At 67.3% G+C, this 19,254-nt stretch carries 17 protein-coding genes; 13 read left to right on the forward strand and 4 right to left on the reverse strand.

Annotation, left to right across the window (positions count from 1 at the left end; genetic code table 11):
• Positions 1–6 precede the first annotated feature (6 nt).
• The 13 genes from cpaB (at position 7) to FFI87_RS30700 (ending at position 15,003) form a co-directional block, all read left to right on the forward strand.
• Positions 7–852 carry a Flp pilus assembly protein CpaB gene (cpaB, locus tag FFI87_RS30640; RefSeq protein WP_126224487.1) on the forward strand — a complete coding sequence of 282 codons (846 nt, stop codon included), beginning with the start codon at positions 7–9 and terminating at the stop codon, positions 850–852.
• Between the two features lie 113 nt (positions 853–965).
• On the forward strand, positions 966–2,936 hold the full coding sequence (locus FFI87_RS30645; RefSeq protein WP_138850318.1) for a type II and III secretion system protein family protein: 1,971 nt from the start codon (positions 966–968) through the stop codon (positions 2,934–2,936).
• A 20-nt stretch (positions 2,937–2,956) separates the two neighbouring features.
• On the forward strand, positions 2,957–3,253 hold the full coding sequence (locus tag FFI87_RS30650) for a hypothetical protein (RefSeq protein WP_012372338.1): 297 nt from the start codon (positions 2,957–2,959) through the stop codon (positions 3,251–3,253).
• Positions 3,254–3,278: 25 nt separating this feature from the next.
• Positions 3,279–4,550: a pilus assembly protein TadG-related protein gene (locus FFI87_RS30655; protein WP_138850319.1), complete on the forward strand. Its 1,272-nt coding sequence runs from the start codon at positions 3,279–3,281 to the stop codon at positions 4,548–4,550.
• Between the two features lie 13 nt (positions 4,551–4,563).
• The gene (locus FFI87_RS30660; protein WP_012372340.1) at positions 4,564–5,097 is read left to right on the forward strand and encodes a TadE/TadG family type IV pilus assembly protein; all 534 of its coding nucleotides are present in this window, start codon (positions 4,564–4,566) and stop codon (positions 5,095–5,097) included.
• On the forward strand, positions 5,094–5,537 hold the full coding sequence (locus FFI87_RS30665) for a TadE/TadG family type IV pilus assembly protein (RefSeq protein WP_138850320.1): 444 nt from the start codon (positions 5,094–5,096) through the stop codon (positions 5,535–5,537). Before FFI87_RS30660 ends, FFI87_RS30665 begins: the two co-directional genes overlap by 4 nt.
• 20 nt (positions 5,538–5,557) lie before the next feature.
• A complete protein-coding gene (locus FFI87_RS30670) occupies positions 5,558–6,766 on the forward strand; it encodes a CpaE family protein (RefSeq protein ID WP_138850321.1) in 1,209 nt (402 codons plus the stop codon).
• 19 nt (positions 6,767–6,785) lie between these two features.
• Positions 6,786–8,153 (forward strand): CpaF family protein, encoded by a 1,368-nt coding sequence (locus FFI87_RS30675; RefSeq protein WP_006753053.1) that lies wholly within the window; start codon positions 6,786–6,788, stop codon positions 8,151–8,153.
• A 33-nt stretch (positions 8,154–8,186) separates the two neighbouring features.
• Positions 8,187–9,164 (forward strand): type II secretion system F family protein, encoded by a 978-nt coding sequence (locus tag FFI87_RS30680; RefSeq protein ID WP_138850322.1) that lies wholly within the window; start codon positions 8,187–8,189, stop codon positions 9,162–9,164.
• 38 nt (positions 9,165–9,202) lie between these two features.
• The gene (locus FFI87_RS30685; RefSeq protein WP_138850323.1) at positions 9,203–10,177 is read left to right on the forward strand and encodes a type II secretion system F family protein; all 975 of its coding nucleotides are present in this window, start codon (positions 9,203–9,205) and stop codon (positions 10,175–10,177) included.
• 583 nt (positions 10,178–10,760) lie between these two features.
• Entirely contained in the window at positions 10,761–13,490 is a 2,730-nt protein-coding gene (locus FFI87_RS30690; RefSeq protein ID WP_138850324.1) for a xanthine dehydrogenase family protein molybdopterin-binding subunit, read from the forward strand.
• On the forward strand, positions 13,487–14,005 hold the full coding sequence (locus FFI87_RS30695) for a (2Fe-2S)-binding protein (protein ID WP_012372346.1): 519 nt from the start codon (positions 13,487–13,489) through the stop codon (positions 14,003–14,005). Before FFI87_RS30690 ends, FFI87_RS30695 begins: the two co-directional genes overlap by 4 nt.
• The gene (locus FFI87_RS30700; protein ID WP_138850325.1) at positions 14,002–15,003 is read left to right on the forward strand and encodes a hypothetical protein; all 1,002 of its coding nucleotides are present in this window, start codon (positions 14,002–14,004) and stop codon (positions 15,001–15,003) included. Before FFI87_RS30695 ends, FFI87_RS30700 begins: the two co-directional genes overlap by 4 nt.
• A 28-nt stretch (positions 15,004–15,031) precedes the next feature.
• Here the strand turns inward: FFI87_RS30700 and FFI87_RS30705 are convergent, their stop codons facing one another.
• From FFI87_RS30705 to FFI87_RS30720, 4 genes are all read right to left on the reverse strand, one after another.
• A complete protein-coding gene (locus FFI87_RS30705) occupies positions 15,032–16,294 on the reverse strand; it encodes a serine hydrolase domain-containing protein (protein WP_138850326.1) in 1,263 nt (420 codons plus the stop codon).
• A gap of 144 nt (positions 16,295–16,438) precedes the next feature.
• Entirely contained in the window at positions 16,439–17,398 is a 960-nt protein-coding gene (locus FFI87_RS30710) for a transporter (protein ID WP_138850327.1), read from the reverse strand.
• A gap of 33 nt (positions 17,399–17,431) precedes the next feature.
• Positions 17,432–17,959 (reverse strand): flavin reductase family protein, encoded by a 528-nt coding sequence (locus tag FFI87_RS30715; protein WP_138850328.1) that lies wholly within the window; start codon positions 17,957–17,959, stop codon positions 17,432–17,434.
• A 5-nt stretch (positions 17,960–17,964) separates the two neighbouring features.
• The gene (locus FFI87_RS30720) at positions 17,965–19,203 is read right to left on the reverse strand and encodes a styrene monooxygenase/indole monooxygenase family protein (protein ID WP_138850329.1); all 1,239 of its coding nucleotides are present in this window, start codon (positions 19,201–19,203) and stop codon (positions 17,965–17,967) included.
• Between the last annotated feature and the right edge of the window lie 51 nt (positions 19,204–19,254).

Consider the following 19,254-nt stretch of genomic DNA (forward strand, 5'->3'; position numbering starts at 1 on the left):
ATTGCCATGAAAAACAGTCGAGCGGTCATGATGCTGATCATCGCGATGGTCGCGGGGCTTGCCGCGGTCGTGTTCGCGTCTCGCTGGTTGATGCATACATCCAGCAGCTCGGTCACGTCGGTCGCGGTGGCGACCACCGACCTGAACCTGGGCGAGCCGCTCGGGCCGAACCAGATCCACATGGTGAGCTGGCCGTCCGGCAGCGTGCCGACCGGCGCGTTCGCCGACACGAAGGAGCTCGAAGGGCGCGTCGTGCGCACGAGCCTCGCCCGCGGCGAGCCGGTGATCGAGTCGAAGCTCGCGCCGGTCGGCACGAAGGGCGGATTGTCAGCGGTGATCGCCGACGGCAGCCGCGCGATCACCGTGCGCGTGAACGACGTGGTCGGCGTCGCGGGCTTCGCGCTGCCGGGCAACTACGTCGACGTGATCGTCAACACGCAGGAACAGCAGGGCAAGACCGACGGGCAGAGCATCTCGAAGATCGTGCTCGAGCACATCCTCGTGCTCGCCGTCGCGCAGCAGGTCAGCCGCGACGACACCGCACCGAAGGTCGTCAACGCGGTGACGCTCGAAGTCACGCCCGATCAGGCCGAACGCCTCGATCTCGCGCGCAGCGTCGGCACGCTGTCGCTCGTGCTGCGCAACCAGGTCGACCAGAAGACGCTGACCACCGACGGCGCAACCAAGCTGACGTTGCTCGGCAAGGCGCCGGTACCCGACGCGACGCCCGCACCGGCACCCGCGCACGTACGGACCGTGCGCGTGCATGTCGCGTCGCACGCCGCACCGGAAGCGCGCCGCGATTGCGTCGGTGTACTGACCGGTGTGCACGGCAGCGTCGAATGCTTCTGAAAACGCAGCACACATCCAGATAACCAGATTAACCAGATCGGCCGCCGTCAAGGCACGGCGGCCTTGCAAGGCAAAAACCGGCGACTCGCCGGTCACTCGGGGGATCAGACGAAATGAAGATCAATCCGCAATATTCAGGTACCGGCCCGGTGCGCACGCGCATCGCCCGGGGCGCGATGATGGCCGCGATCCTCTGTGCAGGAACGTTGACCGTGTACAGCGCACTGGCCCAGGAAGGCGTCGAATCGGCTGCGCTGATGAAGGGCGGTGCCAGCGCGCCGGCCGCCGTCGCGAAGGGGCCGATGCAGATGACGATCAGCATGGCGCCGGCGCCGGCCACCGCGGCCGCCGCATCGGCGGCGCCGATGCGCGGACCGAACTGCGTGGGCGCCGTGCGTGATGCGACCAGCGTCAGCGTGCCGCTCGGCAAGTCGCTGCTCGTGCCGATGCCGGAGCCGGTGCGCAACCGCACCATCGGCAATCCGGCCGTCGCGCAGGCGACGATGGTGTCGCCGCAGACGCTGTACATCCTCGGGCTGTCGGTCGGCACGACCAACATGATCGTGCAGGGCAGGAGCGGCGCATGCCGCGTGATCGACGTGGCGGTGGGCGCGGACGCCGGCGGCCTGCAGTCATCGCTGCAGCAGCTGATGCCGGGCGAGCGCGACATTCACGTGTCGACCGCCGCCGGCACGATCGTGCTCGCGGGCACCGTGTCGAACTCGCAGGCCGCGCAGCAGGCGGTGCAGATCGCCCATGCGTACAGCGACAGCGCCGGTGACGGCGGCGGCGCCGGCAAGGGCGCCGGCGTGCTGAACATGCTGGCCGTCACGTCGCCGCAGCAGGTGATGCTCGAGGTGAAGGTCGCCGAAGTGTCGAAGACGCTGATCAACCAGATGGGCAGCGCATTCAACATCCAGGGCGGCTTCGGTTCGTGGAGCGGTGCGCTCGTCAGCAACCTGCTCGCGGGCGTTGCCAGCGCCGGGATCTTCAACAAGGCGAACAACAAGCCGTTCAGCGTCGCGGCCGATGCGCAGAACACCGACAACCTCGTCAAGATTCTCGCGGAGCCCAACCTCGTGACGATCAGCGGCCAGGAGGCGACGTTCCTCGCCGGCGGCAAGATCTTCATCCCGATCCCGCAGAGCAGCGGCAACGGCACGTCGTCGATCACGCTGCAGGAGGAGGAGTTCGGCGTCGCGCTGAAGTTCACGCCGACGGTGCTCGCGAACGGCCGGATCAGCCTGAAGGTGGCGCCGGAAGTGTCGGAGCTGTCGCAGACGGGCGTCACGCTGAGCGCGACGAACATCGGCGGCACGTCGATCCTGCCGCTGATCACGACCCGGCGTGCGTCGACGACGGTCCAGATGAGCGACGGCGAATCGTTCGCGATCGGCGGGTTGATCAAGGACAACGCGACTGGCGCGCTCAAGGCGATCCCGGGCGTCGGCGAGGTGCCCGTGCTCGGCGCGCTGTTCCGCAGCACGTCGTTCCAGCAAGACCGCACCGAGCTGATCTTCCTGATCACGCCGCACCTGGTGAGGCCGCTGCAGACCGCCGACGTGCCGTTGCCGACCGACAGCTTCTCGAAGCCGAACGAAGTCGACGTGTACGCAACCGGCAACATGGAAGGCCGCAAGGGTGTCCGCAAGGCGACCATGCAACCGTCGAACGGCGCGGCACCGCAGACGCCGGCTTCGGCACCGGCTCCGGCGCCGCAATCGGCTGCGCCGGTCGCACCTGCCGCCGCACTGCCCGCACCGCGTGCGCCGCAGCCTGCCCAGGCACCGGCGCCGGTGCCGGCCCAGCCGGAGAAGGCCGGGGCTGCAACGGCCGAGGCCGCGGGGGCGGTGAACGCCGAGCCGGCGCCCGCCGCGCGGCCGCAGCCGCAAGCGCCCGCGCAACCGCAGGCCGATGCGGCCGGTGCGGCGCGGATCGCGCGGATCGAAGCCACCGCCGCGCGCCTCGCGGCGGCCGGCTCCGCCACGCCGGCGAAACCTGCGCCGCGTCCGACGCCCAGCGTGCCGGCCGCCCATGCGCAGATCGCGCGGGCGAGCGCGGCACCCCAGTCCACCGATCGTTGAAGCTATCCAAGGGGAAGCTCATGAAATCCGCCTACCTCGTATTCGTGCGCCGCGCGGCGCTCGCCGTCCCGCTCGCGTTCGCGCTTGCCGGCTGCATGTCGTCGAGCCCGGTGTGGGACAGCCGCTTCGGCGACTCGGTCCGCGCCGTCACGCAGGCCCAGATCATCGATCCGCATGCCGGGGAACACGCGGCAACGCACCCGGGGGTCGATGGCCGCGCCGCCGCGTCCGCGCTCGACAACTACGACAAGTCGTTCAAGCAACCCGAGCCGAAAGCCAATGCATTCGTGATCGGCATCGGCAAGTCGGCGCAATAACACAGGCACGCTCAGGGAGAACGCCATGTCCAGCGCAGCTCGTCATCCGAAGCTCACGCGTCGCGGTCTGCATCGTCAGCAAGGCGCCGTCGCAATCATCGTCGGTCTCGCACTGGCGGTGATGATCGGGTTCGTCGGACTCGCGCTGGACCTCGGCAAGCTGTACGTCACGCGCAGCGAACTGCAGAACAGCGCCGATGCCTGCGCGCTGTCCGCTGCGCGCGACCTTACGTCGGCCATCAGCCTGCAGGTCGCGGAAGCCGACGGCATCGCCGCCGGCCACGCGAATTTCGCGTTCTTCCAGCAGAACGCGGTGCAGATGCAGACGGATTCGAACGTCACGTTCAGCGATTCGCTGACCAATCCGTTCCTGACCAAGACGGCGGTCGCCACACCGGCGAACGTCAAGTACGTGAAGTGCACCGCGCAGTTGAGCAACATCGCGCACTGGTTCATCGAGGTGCTCAACACGATTCCCGGCCTGCAGGTCGCGAACGCGGCGCAGGTCGCAGCCAGCGCGATCGCCACGGTCGGGGCCGGGCAGACCACCTGCGCGATTCCGGTGTTCGTGTGCAAGCCGGCGTCCTCCGCGCCGTACAAGGTCGGCGACTGGATCTCGTCGCCGTCCGGCTCGTCGACGACGTACGGGCCCGGCAACTTCGGCTGGGCGGCGCTCGATGGCTCGACGAACGAGCCGACCATCGCCAGCGAACTGTCCGGCAACACCTGCAACATCACGTCGCCGCCGGACCTCGGCTCGACGGGCCTGAAGTCCGCGTCGCTGCGTGCCTGGAACACCCGCTTCGGCATCTACACGAACGGCGCCAACGGCTCGAGCGGCCAGCCTGACTTCACCGGCTATGCGTATGTCGGCCCGAACTACGGGCCGCCGGGAACCCCGGGCATCGTCGGCGACGCGTACACGCAGTTCGTGCTCGATCGCGCGAGCTTCAAGGCCTACCAGGGCGACGGCACGCCGCCCACCGGCAGCGGCATCTCGACCAACGGGACCGTCACGGCCAGCAACTACCAGACGTATGGCGGCGACCGCCGGGTCGCGCTGGCTCCCGAGGGCGACTGTTCGACGCTGTCGGGAGCAAGCGGCAAGGTGCACGTCACGCAATGGGACTGCGTGCTGATGCTCGATCCGCTGCCGTTCAGCCCGGGAGCCGGCGGGGTCGTGGCCCACCTCGAATACCTCGGCTCCACGGCCTCCGGCACCACGCCGTGCGCGACGCACGGCCTGCCGGGCAGCGGCAGCTCGGTCGGTATCAAGGTACCGATGCTCGTTCAATAGAGGACACACGATCATGAAAAGGCTCCCGATTCGCCGGTCACGCATGCGCGGTGTCGCCGCGGTCGAATTTGCACTCGTGCTGATGCCGATGATCGTGCTCGCGACCGGCGTGGCCGAGTTCGGCCGCGCGATCTACCAGTACGAGACGCTCACCAAGGCGACGCGCAATGCGGCGCGCTACCTGTCGGTGTTCCTGCCGAACGACAGCGCGTATCCGCTCGCGGCGGCGCAGTGCCTCGTCGTGTACGGCAGCACCACGTGCGGCTCCGCCGGCACCGAGCTGGTGCCGGGGCTCACGACGTCGATGGTGATCGTCTGCGACGCCACGCATTCGAGCGATTGCGCCGACGCGTCCGACCCGTCGCAGTTCGCGAACCTGCCGACCTACGACTCGACCAACAACGCGCCAAGCGGCACGGCGACCGGCAGCATCAACCTGGTCGAAGTGAAGGTGAAGGGCTATCACTACCAGCCGATTCCGGCCTACCCGGGGCTGTCGTCGATCACCTTCGGCAACATCGTCACCGTGATGAGGCAAGTGTCATGAATCCGCGTCCCGCTCCGCCGTCGCGCCGTCGCGCCCAACGCGGCTCCACGATCGTCGAATTCGCGCTGATCGCGTCGATCCTGATCATGCTGCTGATCGGCATCTTCGAATTCGGGCGCGTGCTGTTTTACTGGAACACGGCGAGCGAGGCCATCCGGCTCGGCGCCCGCACGGCGATCGTCTGCGACGTGAACGCCGCCGGCGTCGTGAAGCGCGTGAAGTCGCTGCTGCCGATCCTGGCCGACTCGAACGTATCGGTGAGCTACTCGCCGTCAGGCTGCGACGTGAGCTCCTGCTCGTTCGTGACCGTCAGCATCAGCAATGTCACCGTCAACACGATGATCCCGATCGCGAACATTGCGATCACGATGCCGTCCTTCACCACGACGCTGTCGCGGGAAAGCCTGAACTCCTCGACGGGCGGAAGCGCCTGTCAATAACGAACCGACGAGGCACAGTCATGATCAATATCCTCGTAGCCGCCGACGATACCGCCCGGCTCATGCAGATCGCGCGTCTGGTCACCGACAGCGGACACTATCGCGTGACACGTGCGCACGGTCGGCCGTCCCAGATCGAGCATCGCACCGATGGACTCGATTCATTCGATATCCTTCTGATCGACGGCGCATTGACCGATGCGGCCGAGCTGTCGGCGATCGAGCGGATCTGCCGGCTGCACCCGTGCCTGATCGGCATCCTGGTGACCGCGGATGCGGCGCCGCATGTGCTGCTGGACGCGATGCGCGCCGGCGCGCGCGACGTGCTGCAGTGGCCGATCGATCCGGCCGCCCTCGCCCGCGCGCTCGAACGCGCCGCCGCGCAAAGCACGCGGCGCGACGGCGGAGACACGCGCTTCGTGTCGTTCATGTCGTGCAAGGGCGGCGCGGGCACCAGCTTCGCCGCGAGCAACGTCGCGTACGAGATCGCCGAAGCCCACAAGCGCCGCGTGCTGCTGGTCGATCTGAACCAGCAGTTCGCGGATGCCGCGTTCCTCGTCAGCGACGAGACGCCGCCGTCGACGCTGCCGCAGCTCTGCGCGCAGATCGAGCGGCTCGACGGCGCGTTTCTCGACGCGAGCGTCGCGCACGTGACGCCGACCTTCCACGTGCTGGCGGGCGCGGGCGACCCGGTCAAGGCCGCCGAGATGCGCGAGGATGCGCTCGAATGGATCCTCGGCGTCGCGGCGCCGCGCTACGACTTCGTGATCTTCGACATCGGCGTGAGCATCAATCCGCTGTCGATGATCGCGCTGGATCGCAGCGACCAGATCCATCTCGTGCTGCAGCCCGCGATGCCGCACGTGCGCGCGGGCCGCCGGCTGCTGGAGATTCTCGTGTCGCTCGGCTACCCGGTCGACCAATTGCGGCTGGTGGTGAACCGGATGACGCGCGCGGGCGAACGCTCCCGTGCCGCACTCGAGGAAGTGCTCGGCCTGCATGCCAGCTGCACGATACCCGACGACGTCGACACGGTGCGCGAAGCGCTCGACCTGGGGCATCCGGCCTCGCGCGTCGCACGCAGCGCTGCCGTTACGCGGGCATTGCAGGCCTGCGCGAAGCAGATCGTCGAAGGGGACGTGCGCACGCGGCACGGCACGTCCAGCAGCGAACCGTTGATGTCCCGGCTGTTCGGCCGCAAGGCCACGCCGAAGCTCAAGTCCATGTGAATCTTTCGGGGAAACCATCATGTCATTGCGCGAACAGATGTCCTTGTACCGGACGCAGCCGCAGGCGGCGGGCACCGAACCGGCAGGTGCGGCGCATTCGTCGGTACGCGACGCGTACCAGAAGCTGCGCCGTGAAATTCACCTGACGGTGCTCGATCGCGTCGAGCTCGAGCGCCTGTCACGCCTGCCGCAGGAACAGGTCCGGCAGGAAATCTCGTCGCTGATCTCGCGCATTCTCGACGAGGAGCGGCTGCTCGCGAACGACATCGAGCGGCGCCAGCTCGCGATCGACGTGTACGACGAAATGTTCGGTTTCGGCCCGCTCGAGTCGTTGCTGCGCGACCCCGGCATCTCCGACATCCTCGTGAACACGTACCGGCAAGTCTACGTCGAGCGCAGCGGCCAGCTCGAGCTGACCGACGTGACGTTCTACGACGACGCGCACCTGATGAAGGTGATCGAGAAGATCGTGTCGCGGGTCGGGCGGCGCATCGACGAATCGACCCCGATGGTCGATGCGCGCCTGCCGGACGGCTCGCGCGTGAACGCGATCATTCCGCCGTCGGCGATCGACGGGCCGCTGATGTCGATCCGGCGCTTCGCGGTCAACCCGCTGAAGATGGACGACCTCGTGAGCTACCAGAGCCTCACGCCGCCGATGGCGGAACTGCTCGACGCGCTGGCCCACGCGAAAGTGAACGTGCTCGTGTCGGGTGGCACCGGCAGCGGCAAGACGACGCTGCTCAACATCCTGTCGGGCTTCATTCCACGCTCGGAGCGGATCGTGACGATCGAGGATGCGGCCGAGCTGCAACTGCAGCAACCGCACGTGCTGCGGCTCGAAACGCGGCCGCCGAACATCGAGGGCAAGGGCGAGATCACGCAACGCACACTCGTGCGCAACGCGCTGCGGATGCGGCCGGACCGGATCATTCTCGGCGAAGTGCGCGGCGCGGAAGCGCTCGACATGCTCAATGCGATGAACACCGGCCACGAAGGCTCGCTCGCGACGATCCACGCGAACACGCCGCGCGATGCGCTCACGCGGCTCGAGAACATGATCAGCGTCGGCGGCCTGACGCTGCCGCCGAAGACGATGCGCCAGCAGATCGCGTCGGCGATCTCGGTGGTGGTCCAAGCGACGCGGCTCACCGACGGCAAGCGCAAGATCGTCAGCATCCAGGAGCTGACCGGGATGGAAGGCGACATCATCAACATGCAGGAGATCTTCACGTTCAAGCGCACCGGCATGGATCGCGACGGTACGGTGCGCGGACACTTCTGCGCGACCGGCGTGCGGCCGAAGTTCGCCGAGCGTCTGCAGGCGTTCGGCATCAACCTGCCGGATTCGCTGTACGACCCGGCGCAGCGTTACGAGACGAAGTGACGACGCGCCATCGTCTGATTCCGGGGAGGCCTCATGGACTCGATCTATTACGGTTTTGTGATTCTCACCTTCGTCGCGGTCGTGCTCGCGATCGAGGGCGTCTATCAATGGTGGAACGCGCGTCACGGTGCGGCGGCACGCCGGATCGAGTCGCGCCTGCGCGCGATGTCGGCCGGCGGCAGCGTGCAGCAGGAGCGACTGTCGATTCTCAAGAAGCGGATGCTCGACGAGTCGAAGCCGTTCGACCGGCTGCTGATGCGGGTGCCGCGTATTCAGGCGCTGGACCTGGTGCTGCAGCAGTCGGGGCTCGACTGGACGGTCGCAAAGCTGGTCGCGATCAGCGCCGTATTGCCGGTCACGGCGGCGCTCGCCCTGGCCGTCACCCCGTTGCCGCTGATCGTCGTGCTGCCGATCGCGCTGCTGACGGCATGCCTGCCCGCCATGTACGTGATGCGGCATCGCAGCCGGCGGATGGTCAAGCTCGAGCGCCAGCTGCCGGATATCTGCGACATGATCGCGCGCGCGTTGCGCTCCGGCCATTCGTTCTCGAGCGCGCTCGGGATGGTCGGCGAGGAGTTTCCCGATCCGATGGGCGGTGAATTCCGGATCACGTTCGACGAGATCAACTACGGTGTGTCGCTGCACGATGCGCTGGTGAACCTCGCGACGCGCGTGCCGGCCCACGACCTGCGCTACTTCGTGATCGCGGTGCTGATCCAGCGCGAGACCGGCGGCAACCTGGCCGAGCTGCTCGACAGCATCGCGTCGCTGGTGCGCGAGCGCTTCAAGCTGTTCGACAAGGTCCGCGTGCTGTCGGCGGAAGGGCGGCTGTCGGCCTGGATCCTCGGGCTGCTGCCGTTCGGGACCGCGGCCATGATGGCAATGTTGAACCGCGAGTTTCTGTCGGTGCTCTGGCAGGATCCGGCCGGCATCAAGATGGTCGGCGCGATGCTGGGGTCGATGGCGCTCGGCCTGCTGTGGATTCGCCGCATCATCCGGATTCGCGTCTGACGCGTGTCTCAGGCTTCACGAACCGATTCGAGGCTGTCATGCAAAACCTGAGCGTAATACATACCGTGATGCTGGCCGGCTTGTTCATCTTCGTCGCCGGCGGCGTGCTGGTCGCGATGCTGCTGTTTGCGCCGCGCAACATCGAGCGCCGGATTCAACAGGCGAGCGGTGCAAGTGTGGGCATCGGCGGCGGTGCGGACGGCGGCGACGGGCAAACGTCGCGCTGGATCGCGAAATTCGTCGAGCTGTCGCAACCGATCTCCCGGCTGTCGGTGCCGCAAGAGGGCTGGGAGAATTCCCCGCTGCGGATCCGGCTGATGAATGCCGGCTGGCGCAATCCGAACGCGGGCGCGCTTTACTTCGCAGCGAAGACGGTGCTCGCGCTGGCGCTGCCTGGCGCGGCGCTGCTGGCGCTCGCCACGACGCGGCTCGCGGATCAGCGCATGCTGCTGTCGTTCATTCTCGTCGCGCTCGCCGGGATCGGCTACTACGTGCCGAATGTGATCCTCTCGCGGCGGATCGCGACACGTCAGCGGGTGATCTTCGAGGATTTCCCGGATGCGCTCGACTTGCTGACCGTCTGCGTCGAAGCCGGGCTCGGGCTCGATGCGGCGCTGATGCGGGTGAGCGAGGAACTGCGCTTTCGCAGCGAAGTGGTCGCGGGCGAGCTCGACTTGCTGCTGCTCGAGATGCGTTCCGGGTTCACGAAGGAAACCGCGCTGCGCAATTTCGCGCTGCGCACCGGCACCGAAGATATCGAATCGTTCTGCGCGATGCTGATCCAGGCCGACCGCTTCGGCACGAGCATCGCCGAATCGCTGCGCGTGCTGTCCGACATGCTGCGCACGCGGCGGCGGATGCGCGCCGAGGAACGGGCCGCGAAGATCGCGCTGAAGCTGCTGTTCCCGCTGATCTTCAACATCTTCCCGGCGCTCATGTGTGTGTTGCTCGGCCCGGCGATGATTCACGTGTATCGCGTGCTGCTGCCGTCCCTCGCCAGCATCGGACACTGAGTAGCGGCGCGGGTGGCCGCGCGAAACGGATTGGCGTGCCGGCCCGGCGGCACGGGTCGGCCGGCACGGTAAGGTCTTCATGGGAGGCTCCTCCTCCCCCGGGCGGCGCCGCGAGAGGCCGGTGCGCACCGCTCGTGCCGCTCGAAAATCCCCTTGAAATTCCCGTTTCGAATTCCTACGATTATTCAAAATCAGGCTCGAACGACGGTGCGCACGGGCGATTGACCTGCGTGCCCGATATATCGAACACGACAACTGAAAATCGAGCGTCTGCCCGACGATACGGAAAACAGGCCAGTCGTCCACGATCAAGGCCGGGGGAATCATGAACGAACACACAGCGCGACGCACGCGGTCCGACGCTTCATCGAGCAGGCGCGCATCCGCGTGGCGCGAACCCGCGAACCCGCCTGGCATCGTCGCGCATCCTCTGCCTCCCGATTCCTGAGAACCGGCGCACGCAACCGCGCCCGGTACACCATCTTCTCATCGACACCTGCGCATCGGCGCCCACGCAGCCGGCGTGGCGACGCGCGTCGCGCAGTCGACGGACCGACATAACAATTCGAACGAGGGACGCAGCATGGCCATCCATGTGCCTGTGACACGCCGGACGTTTCTGAAGCTCGCCGGTAGCGGCGCCGTCGTGGCCGTTTCGGTCACCCATTTGCCGGCTGTCGTGCTCGCCGCGGGCGACACGCAGGCCGATGCGAACGGCCCGAACTGGGCGCCGGTGCCCGGCAAGGCGCGCTGGCGCATCGACGGCATGCCGAAGGTCACGGGCCAGAAGATCTACGCGCGCGATTTCAAGGCCCGCGACTTCGTCGGCTGGCCGCAGCGGGAAAACTGGCTCTATGCGTTGCGCTGCGACCGGGTCGACGCCGTGTACCAAGGCTACGATCTCGGCGTGCTGCCGCCTGAACTGCGACCGGTCGCGATCGTCGACAGCGCGTTGCTGAGCGCGCGCCGGATTCCGCTTGCGCCCGAACCCGATCCGATCGCGAACCAGGACATCTACTGGCTCGCGCGGCCCGGGCATCCGGCGGACTGCTACGGACAACCGGCCGCGCTGCTGATCTTCGAGAACTTCGACGTCTATCGCCGCGCGAAGAAGCTGCTCGACTTCAATCGCGGCGTGATCCGCTACGGCGCGTCGACCGGCCCGGGCGCGGCCGCACCGGTCGTGCCGTATCTGCCCGTGACCGTCTACGTGCGCGACGACGAACGACGGTTCAACTACGTCGACAATTACCAGACCGACAGCAACGGCAAGCCGAGCGCGAAGTACCTGGAGGAACGCGAGGCCGCAGTCGCCAACATCGACGCGACGATTGCCCGCCAGGCGGCCGCCGGCGCGTGGATCGGCGTTCGCGCGACCGGCGACGACGGCTTCCAGACGCCGGCGATCGATCCGATGTTCATGGAGCCCGAGTCGGGACTCGCCTGGTACGACGCGTCCGCCGCGAGAATGAGCCTCGTGCTCGGCACGCAGTCGGCGAACGACGATGCGACCGGCGCGTGCGCGCTGTTCGACGGCAGCGACATCGCGGTCAAGGAGGCGCATGTGATCGCGTGCTACCCGGGCGGCGGCTTCGGCGGACGCGACAAGTCGTATTTCCCGCTGTATCTGGCGCTGGCGGCGCCGTTCGCGAAGGGCGCGCTGCGCTGGCAGCAGTCGCGCTACGAACAATTCCAGGTTGGCCTGAAACGCTGCGAGACGCAGTTTTCCGAATCGCTGTGGTTCGACCGTCGCGGCAAGCTCGAAGCGATCACCTGCGACTTCCTGTTGAACGGCGGCGGCAAGAAGAACCTGTCGCCGTACGTCGCGCAGCTTGCCGCGTTGAGCGCGATGAGCTGCTACGAGATCCCGCGCGCACGCGCGCAGGCCGCATCGACCTACACGCGGGAAGTGTTCGGCGGATCGCAGCGCGGCTTCGGCGGCCCGCAGGCGTTCATGGCGATCGAGACGCTGATGGACGAGGCCGCGCGCCAGCTCGGGCTGTCGCCGTTCGAGATCCGGCGCGTCAATCTGCTCGGCAAGGCGCCCGGTCCCGGCAAGGGCCGCGCGATCACGGGTGCGCCGATCCTGTTCGACCTGCAACTCGACGCGCTGCTCGACCGGCTCGAGCGTCATCCGCTATGGCTCGAGCGCGAGCACACGCGTGCCGAGCGCAACGCGCGCAACCTCCGGTATGGCGTGGGTCTCGCGATGGCGAACGAGGCGTACGGCACGTCCGGAGACGGGATGTTCGGGATGGTGCAGATCCTGCCCGACGGCAACCTGCGCGTGATCACGCCGTACACCGACATGGGCAACGGCGCGGCCACGACGCTGGGTCTCGCACCGGCTGAATTTCTCGGGCAGAACGCGCAAACGATTGCGATGAGCGAGATCGCGCCGTTCAACGCGCTCGGGCTCACCACGAAGAGCCCGTCGAGCGCGCCGAATTGGGTGCGCTACAACTACGGTTCGTCGAGCGCGTGCCTCGGCGCGTTCCATCAATACCACGCGGTGAAGGGGGCCGCGCAGGCGCTGTTTCTGCAGAGCGTGCTGCCGGCCGCGCGCGCAAGGTGGGGCGTGAACGTGCGGGCCTCGGACGTGCGCTGGGTCGATCGCACGCTCGTCGCGAACGGCCTCGCGCCGATTTCGTGGCCGGCGCTGCTCGGCACGATCGGGAAGCTGGGCCTGCAGACGGTGGCGGCCGTGCATGCGAGCTATGCCGGCTACTTCTGGAAGGGCACCTATCCGTTCGCGTCCGGCAGCGCGCAGATCGACTACGACTACGTGGCGGTCGGCCTCGACCCGTATCGTCTCGCGCCGCTGCAGCGCGTGCTGCAGCCGCCGCCGGTCAACACGTCACTCTACGGGCGGACGACCTATGCGCCGTCGGCGACGCTCGTCGCGGTGGCGGTCGATCCGGCGACAGGGCGCGTGAAGGTCGAACGCGTGGTGACGGCCGTGAGCGTCGGCCGGCAGTTGTCGCCGGAACTCGTCGAAGGGCAGTCGCAGGGCGCGGTCGCGATGGGGATCGGCAACGTGCTGACCGAAACCTGCCCGCTGGGGCCGGACGGGCCGGGCGGCGGCCGCTGGAATCTCGATCGCTACGAGGTCACGCGGCTGCCGGACATTCCCGTGCAGGAGCTGATCGCATTGCCGCCGCCGGCCGGCGATCCGGCCAATGCGCGCGGCATCGCGGAAGCGGTGATGTGTCCGATCGCGCCGGCGCTGCTCAATGCGCTCGCGATGGCGACGGGGCGGCGGTTCCGGGTGACGCCCGTGACGCCTGAGAAGATTCGGGAGGCACTGCAATGAGCAATCCGGTCCGGATGACCATCAACGGCAAGCCCGTCGAAGCAGACGCCGCCGACGGCGACATGAACCTCATCGACTTCCTGCACGAGCGGCGGGACCTGACGGGCACGAAGCTGTGCTGCGGCATCGGCGTGTGCCGCGCGTGCACGGTCGGCGTGCGTAACACGCCCGATGCGCCGATGGAAAAGACGCTGTCGTGCTCGACGCCGGTCAGCGCGATGGCGAACATGCACGTGTACACGATTGAAGGGCTCGCGCAGGGCGGCGCGCTGTCGCCCCTGCAGCAGAGCTTTCTCGAGTCGTTCGCGTTCCAGTGCGGCTACTGCGCGTCGGGCTTCCTGATGGCCGCGACCGCGATGCTCGACCATCTGCGCGCGCAGCCGGTGCACGAGCGCGATCTGGACACGATGATCGAAACCTGGGTCGGCGGCAACATCTGCCGTTGCACCGGCTACGTCAAGTACATCGAGGCCATTCGCAAGGTGGCGCTGCGCTACACGAAGGGGGCGGCATGACGACGAGAACCCGCGTCGCCGCGCTGGCGATGCTGCTGGCCGTGCAGGCGGCGCCCGGCGCGTCGGGCGCGCTCGCGGCGGAAAACGCCGATGCGTCGCTGCATGCGTATGCGCAGCAGTGCACCGACGAAATCGGCGAGATTCCCGCGTTCGACTGCAACGCCGGCACCGATGTGCCGATCACCGTCAACGGCCGCGTGCCCGCGCGCTATGCGGCGCACATGACGTGCGATCGCCCGGCGCTGCTGCCGTATGACGCGCCGACGTCCGGTCAGTGCACGCCATACTCGAAGATCCTCGACCTGTCCCACGGCGACACGCAGATCTCGGCGTTTTGCCGTCGCAAGCAGATCCGCGCGAACCGTAGCCCGTATTACGACGAAGTCGACATCGTGCTGCACCATGCGGGCAACGGCAAGACCTGCTGGTTTCATGCGGAGAAGGGCGGCACGGCCGGCATGAACGCGGCGCGCGTGCCGCCGCCGAACGAGACGACACCGCCGCCCGGCCATCCGTCCGCGGCCGAGTTCTGGTGGAAGCCGGCCGCGACCGCGACGAAGCGCTGCGTGTCGTGTCACGACGCGAGCCCGGTCATGTACAGCCCGTGGATCGGGCAGGTATGGAACAAGGTGCCGACCGATCCTTGGGGCAAGTACGTGAATCTCGGCGCCGACTTCGCGTCGTGGACCTCGCATGCGATCAGCACGCCCGGCAATACCTGCATCGGCTGTCACCGGATCGGCGATCAGAACAGCTGCAAGATCTACGTGCCGCTCGCCGCCGGAATGCTGCCGCCGCCGAAGGGCAGCAACGCGCGCGCGAGCCGGTATCCGCTCACGCACTGGATGCCGATCGACAATAACAAGAGCCTCTACGAATGGAATGCGGCGAACGCGAAGTCGGTGAGCGACCTGCTCGAATGTTGTTCGGCGCGGGGCAAGAACGATCCGAAGTGCAGCTTCACGCCGGCGGCGCAGGCGGCTCAGGCGGTGAAATAGGCCGCCCGCGATTGCGGGCGCCGGCGCGTCACGGCCGCCCCTTGCTCGGCACGTCCGATGCCTTGCTGAGCTCGGCCATGATGATTCGCGCGATCTCGTTGGCCGGTGCGCGTCCGTCGGGGCCGGCCCCCGTGTTCGCCCACGTGACGATCGTCGTCTTCGTCGCCGGGTCGTAGCCGGCGAACGTATTGAAGCCCGGTATTTCACCGGTGTGTCCGTAGAACGTACCGAACTTCGCGAGCCCCATGCAGTAGCTGGCCGATGCGGGATTCGACGGATCGATCGGCGTGCAACTCGCGAGCCGTTGCGCCTGCAGGTCGGCGTTCAGGTAGCCGCCGCCGACCATGCGCTGCACGTACGCACCCAGTTCGGTCGCGGTCGAGATGCCGGAACCGGCCGTCCATGCCCACGACGTATTGACGGTCGTCACGTTGGCGGGCTGCAGCGTGCCGTTTTTCGCGGCCGCCTGGCGTGCCGGGGACAGCGCGTCGCTGTCGATCGTCTCGGTATTGGTGCCCCATTGATAGCCCTGCGGCGACGGCGCGGGCAGCGCCGTGTGGTCCTGCGGCGGCAGGGCGGTTTCGGTCAGGCCGAGCGGCGCGAACAGCCGCGTCCGGATCGCATCGGCGGCGCTCATGCCGGTGAGCTGCTGGATGATCAGGCCGAGCAGCACGGTGTTCGTGTTCGAGTAGCGGAAATCCGCACCCGGCGCGAAATAGACGGGCTGGCTCTCCGCGATGCCCAGCAACTCATCGGTGGTCCACACCTTGTTCGGCTGCGCATCCAGCGTCTGGTTGAACGCGAGATTCGTCGAGTAGTTGTAGAGCCCGCTGCGCATGGTCAGCAATTGCTCGACCGTGATCGAGTCGCCGTTCGGCACGTTGGCGACGTACTGGCTGACGTGATCGGTCAGGTGCAGCTTGCCTTCCTGCACGAGTTGGAGGATCACCGTGCCCGTCCACGTCTTCGTCACGCTGCCGACGCGGAAGTGCGCGTTCGTCGGGATCGGCGTGTTCGTGCCGCGCACGGCCGTGCCGAACGACGCGAGCCAGTTGCCGTGTGGTGATTGCACATAGACGACGGCGCCGGGTGTCATCGTATCGGCGAGCAATGCGTCGATCTGCGGACGCGCCTCGGTCGCGAAGGCCGGTTCGCCCGAGCTCACCGAGCTGTCGCCGCCGCAGGAGGAAACCGCGATGCCGACGGCGAGCGCCGGTGCAATCGCCGCCGCGCGACGCATCAGCCCCTTGGCGGCGCGCGGGAAAAGCCGGGGAGGAGCAGAAGTCGCCATCGCGTGTTCCCTTCCTGTTTGTGATGTCTTGGTGTCTCCTTGCCATCCCCAGAACTATAGGACACGCATTCACGCGGCGAAGGTGCACGTTGAATTCGTCATACGATACCGACCGCAGCCGACGCCCATGGCCGGGCCTGCGCGCTAATGAAAGTGATGCACGTACCGCAACACCATCCGCGTGCCCTGCGGCCGGTTGCGCGCGTAGACCTCGAAATACGCGTTGAACATCAGGTGATCCTGCGGCGAGAAGCTGACCATCGCGCCCGGCCCGATCGCCAGCACGGCTTCCCGCGTGCCGGCAACATCCTGACCGTTCGCCTTCATGTCGGTGGTCTGGCGCAGCCAATAGCCGTTGAGCCCCAGCCGCAGCCCCGGCCGCACTTCGTACTCCGTCGCGAAGTTCGCATGAACGGCCTGACCGGCACGCGTCGACGTCACGTCAGGCCCGAGCGCGGCCGCCGGCTCGTGATTGGTCGCATTCCACAAATAGTGCAGCCGCCATGACACGGTCCACTTCGGCGTGACCCAGAACGTCGCGGCCCAGTACGGATCGAACGACCAGAAATGGCTGCCCGGATTGATCGCACGCGCCGGATCGTATGCGCCGGTCGGCGCGATGAACTGGAATTCCACGCGCTGCGCGAAGCGCGGGCCGTGCGCCCCCATCACCGGATCGAACTGGATGAACGGGCCGACCAGCAGGTCGCCGAACCCGGCACGGGAATTCAGCGCGACGTTGCCGATCCCGTCGTTGGTATGCACGGACGCCACCCATGGCAGGATCACGTCGAGCCCCGGATGCATGCCGCCGAACGTCAGCGGCGACTGGTAGACGAGCTGGCTCAATCCCGCGAACAGGTCGATGTCCTGCTTCGGCAGCCCGACCTTGTTGCCGGCATTGTCGTTGATGCGGCCGGCCGTGTAGTACTCGAGATACTGCGTGCCGTACCAGCCGGAGCCGGCCGGCGGCATCCCGTCGAGAAAGCTGGTCATCCCGAGGTTGACCGCCGGCAGGTCGGTCGCATGGGCCGGCGCGGGTCCGGTCAGGCCGGCGAACACGAGGCCTGCAATCGCAAGCAGGCGAGAGCCGCATTTCGTCATCAACATCTCCTGGATATTTGTTGGTATTACTGATCAAACGGCGCTAGAAAAATCGGGATGCGCCGAGATCGCGCGATACTGGCCCGCGTGAAACACGAGCGGCGCGCGGCCGTTCGTATCGAATGCCTCGATCTGGCCGATGAACAGCAGGTGGTCGCCCCCTTCGTAATGGCCGACGTTGCGGCACACGAAACGCGCGCTCGTGCCGTCGAGGCAGGGCACGCCGCCCGCGTCGGCGTCCACGTGCGGCACGCCGTCGAACTTGTCGGCGCTCGGCGTCGCGAAACGGCGCGACAGTTCGATCTGGTCGTGCGCGAGGATGTTGATCGCGAAGTGCGTGGCCGCGATGAAATCGGGGCGGCTCGGCGCCACCTTGCGCAGGCTCCACAGAACAAGCGGCGGGTCGAGCGACAGCGACGAGAACGAATTCGCGGTGAGGCCGACCTTGCGCCCGTCCGGCGCGCGCGTGGTGATCACGGTGACGCCGGTCGGAAACTGCCCGAAAGCGGCGCGCAGTTGCAGCGGGTCGAGGGCCGGGTTGCCGGAAGTGGTGGTGTCCATGGCGCTTACTCCGAACGCTCGGCGTGTTCGCGGATCACTGCCGCGCAGGCCGACGGGTCGAACCACCACGGCGCGAACCGGCGCGGATCGTCGAAGCCGTTGACGATCATGGCGGCCAGCGTCGGCAACTGGCCGGCCGCGCCGAGCAGTTCGAGAATGTGTGGCGGCGGCGGGGTGAGCAGCGAGTTGGTCCAGCGCACGACGTGCTGCGCATACGCCCAGTAGCGCTCGAACGTTTCGTGCATCCAGCCTTCGTCGAACGGCGCGGTTTCGCGCGCGAGGATCGCGTCGCCATACACCTTCGCGCATTTCGCCGCATTGTTCGAGCCCTGGCCGGTGATCGGATCGTTGACGACCACCGCATCGGCCATGCCGAACACGGTGCGGCCCGACGGCAGGCGGAAGAACGGCTTGCGCACGGTCGGCGTGAAGCGCCCCGACAGCGTGCCGTTCGCGTCGGTGAGCTCGACGTCGCGGCAGCGTTCGAATTCCCACGGCACGTACTGCTGCAGGAACGACAGGCTGCGGTCGAGGTGCTGCTCGGGTGTCTTCACGTCGGCCCAGCAGTCGAGCGGGCCACCGGGGATGCCTTCGAACACCATGATTTCGCACGGGCCCGTCGTGGTCAGCGCCGGAAACACGAAGTATTCGCCGATGCCCGGCAGCAGGTTGAAGCGCACCCGCGAATACGGCTGGCTCGGCGTCATCCCCTTCACATAGGTGAGGGCCAGCGCGCGTTGCGGGCGCTCGAACGCGCTGCGCGCGTCGTCGCGGCCCAGCAGGTTGACGATTTCACCCTTGCCGGCCGCGAGCAGCACGAGATCGTGGCTGCGCGCGAGATCCTCGAGTTCCGGCACGCCGACGTCGCAGATGCGCACGTCCGCGCCGCGGCGCCCGATCGCGTCGAGCCAGTCGGCCATCTTCACGCGCTGGTCGACCGATTGCGCGTAGCGGATCAGCCGCGACGACCAGTCGATCGCCTTGCGGCCGTTGCCTTCCGGATGCGGCACCGCGATGCCGATGCCCTCGACGGACGGGCATGCTTCTTCCCAGGTGTTCAGGCCGAGATCGCGCTCGATCTGCAGCGCGGTATGGAACATGCATTGGCTCGACATGACCTTGCCGGTGCGAATCTGTTGCGCGTCGCGGTTGGTCGCGAGCGTGACGTGATAGCCTTGGTCGAGCAGCGTGAAGGCGAGTTGCAGGCCGGCCTGGCCGGCGCCGACGATAGCGATGCGTTTCATGACGAAATCCTTGGTAGAACGAATGACTTGGGTCGGAATGCGGGCGGTGGA

It is taken from the genome of Burkholderia sp. KBS0801, assembly GCF_005937855.2.
Lineage (GTDB): Bacteria > Pseudomonadota > Gammaproteobacteria > Burkholderiales > Burkholderiaceae > Burkholderia > Burkholderia ambifaria.

Coding starts and splice junctions, on each gene's coding strand:
- FFI87_RS30675 (WP_006753053.1), top strand. CDS start 6,786: ATGTCATTGCGCGAACAGATGTCCTTGTACCGGACGCAGCCGCAGGCG.
- cpaB (WP_126224487.1), top strand. CDS start 7: ATGAAAAACAGTCGAGCGGTCATGATGCTGATCATCGCGATGGTCGCG.
- FFI87_RS30715 (WP_138850328.1), bottom strand. CDS start 17,959: ATGGACACCACCACTTCCGGCAACCCGGCCCTCGACCCGCTGCAACTG.
- FFI87_RS30670 (WP_138850321.1), top strand. CDS start 5,558: ATGATCAATATCCTCGTAGCCGCCGACGATACCGCCCGGCTCATGCAG.
- FFI87_RS30720 (WP_138850329.1), bottom strand. CDS start 19,203: ATGAAACGCATCGCTATCGTCGGCGCCGGCCAGGCCGGCCTGCAACTC.
- FFI87_RS30690 (WP_138850324.1), top strand. CDS start 10,761: ATGGCCATCCATGTGCCTGTGACACGCCGGACGTTTCTGAAGCTCGCC.
- FFI87_RS30705 (WP_138850326.1), bottom strand. CDS start 16,294: ATGGCGACTTCTGCTCCTCCCCGGCTTTTCCCGCGCGCCGCCAAGGGG.
- FFI87_RS30700 (WP_138850325.1), top strand. CDS start 14,002: ATGACGACGAGAACCCGCGTCGCCGCGCTGGCGATGCTGCTGGCCGTG.
- FFI87_RS30660 (WP_012372340.1), top strand. CDS start 4,564: ATGAAAAGGCTCCCGATTCGCCGGTCACGCATGCGCGGTGTCGCCGCG.
- FFI87_RS30685 (WP_138850323.1), top strand. CDS start 9,203: ATGCAAAACCTGAGCGTAATACATACCGTGATGCTGGCCGGCTTGTTC.
- FFI87_RS30650 (WP_012372338.1), top strand. CDS start 2,957: ATGAAATCCGCCTACCTCGTATTCGTGCGCCGCGCGGCGCTCGCCGTC.
- FFI87_RS30645 (WP_138850318.1), top strand. CDS start 966: ATGAAGATCAATCCGCAATATTCAGGTACCGGCCCGGTGCGCACGCGC.
- FFI87_RS30655 (WP_138850319.1), top strand. CDS start 3,279: ATGTCCAGCGCAGCTCGTCATCCGAAGCTCACGCGTCGCGGTCTGCAT.
- FFI87_RS30665 (WP_138850320.1), top strand. CDS start 5,094: ATGAATCCGCGTCCCGCTCCGCCGTCGCGCCGTCGCGCCCAACGCGGC.
- FFI87_RS30680 (WP_138850322.1), top strand. CDS start 8,187: ATGGACTCGATCTATTACGGTTTTGTGATTCTCACCTTCGTCGCGGTC.
- FFI87_RS30710 (WP_138850327.1), bottom strand. CDS start 17,398: ATGACGAAATGCGGCTCTCGCCTGCTTGCGATTGCAGGCCTCGTGTTC.
- FFI87_RS30695 (WP_012372346.1), top strand. CDS start 13,487: ATGAGCAATCCGGTCCGGATGACCATCAACGGCAAGCCCGTCGAAGCA.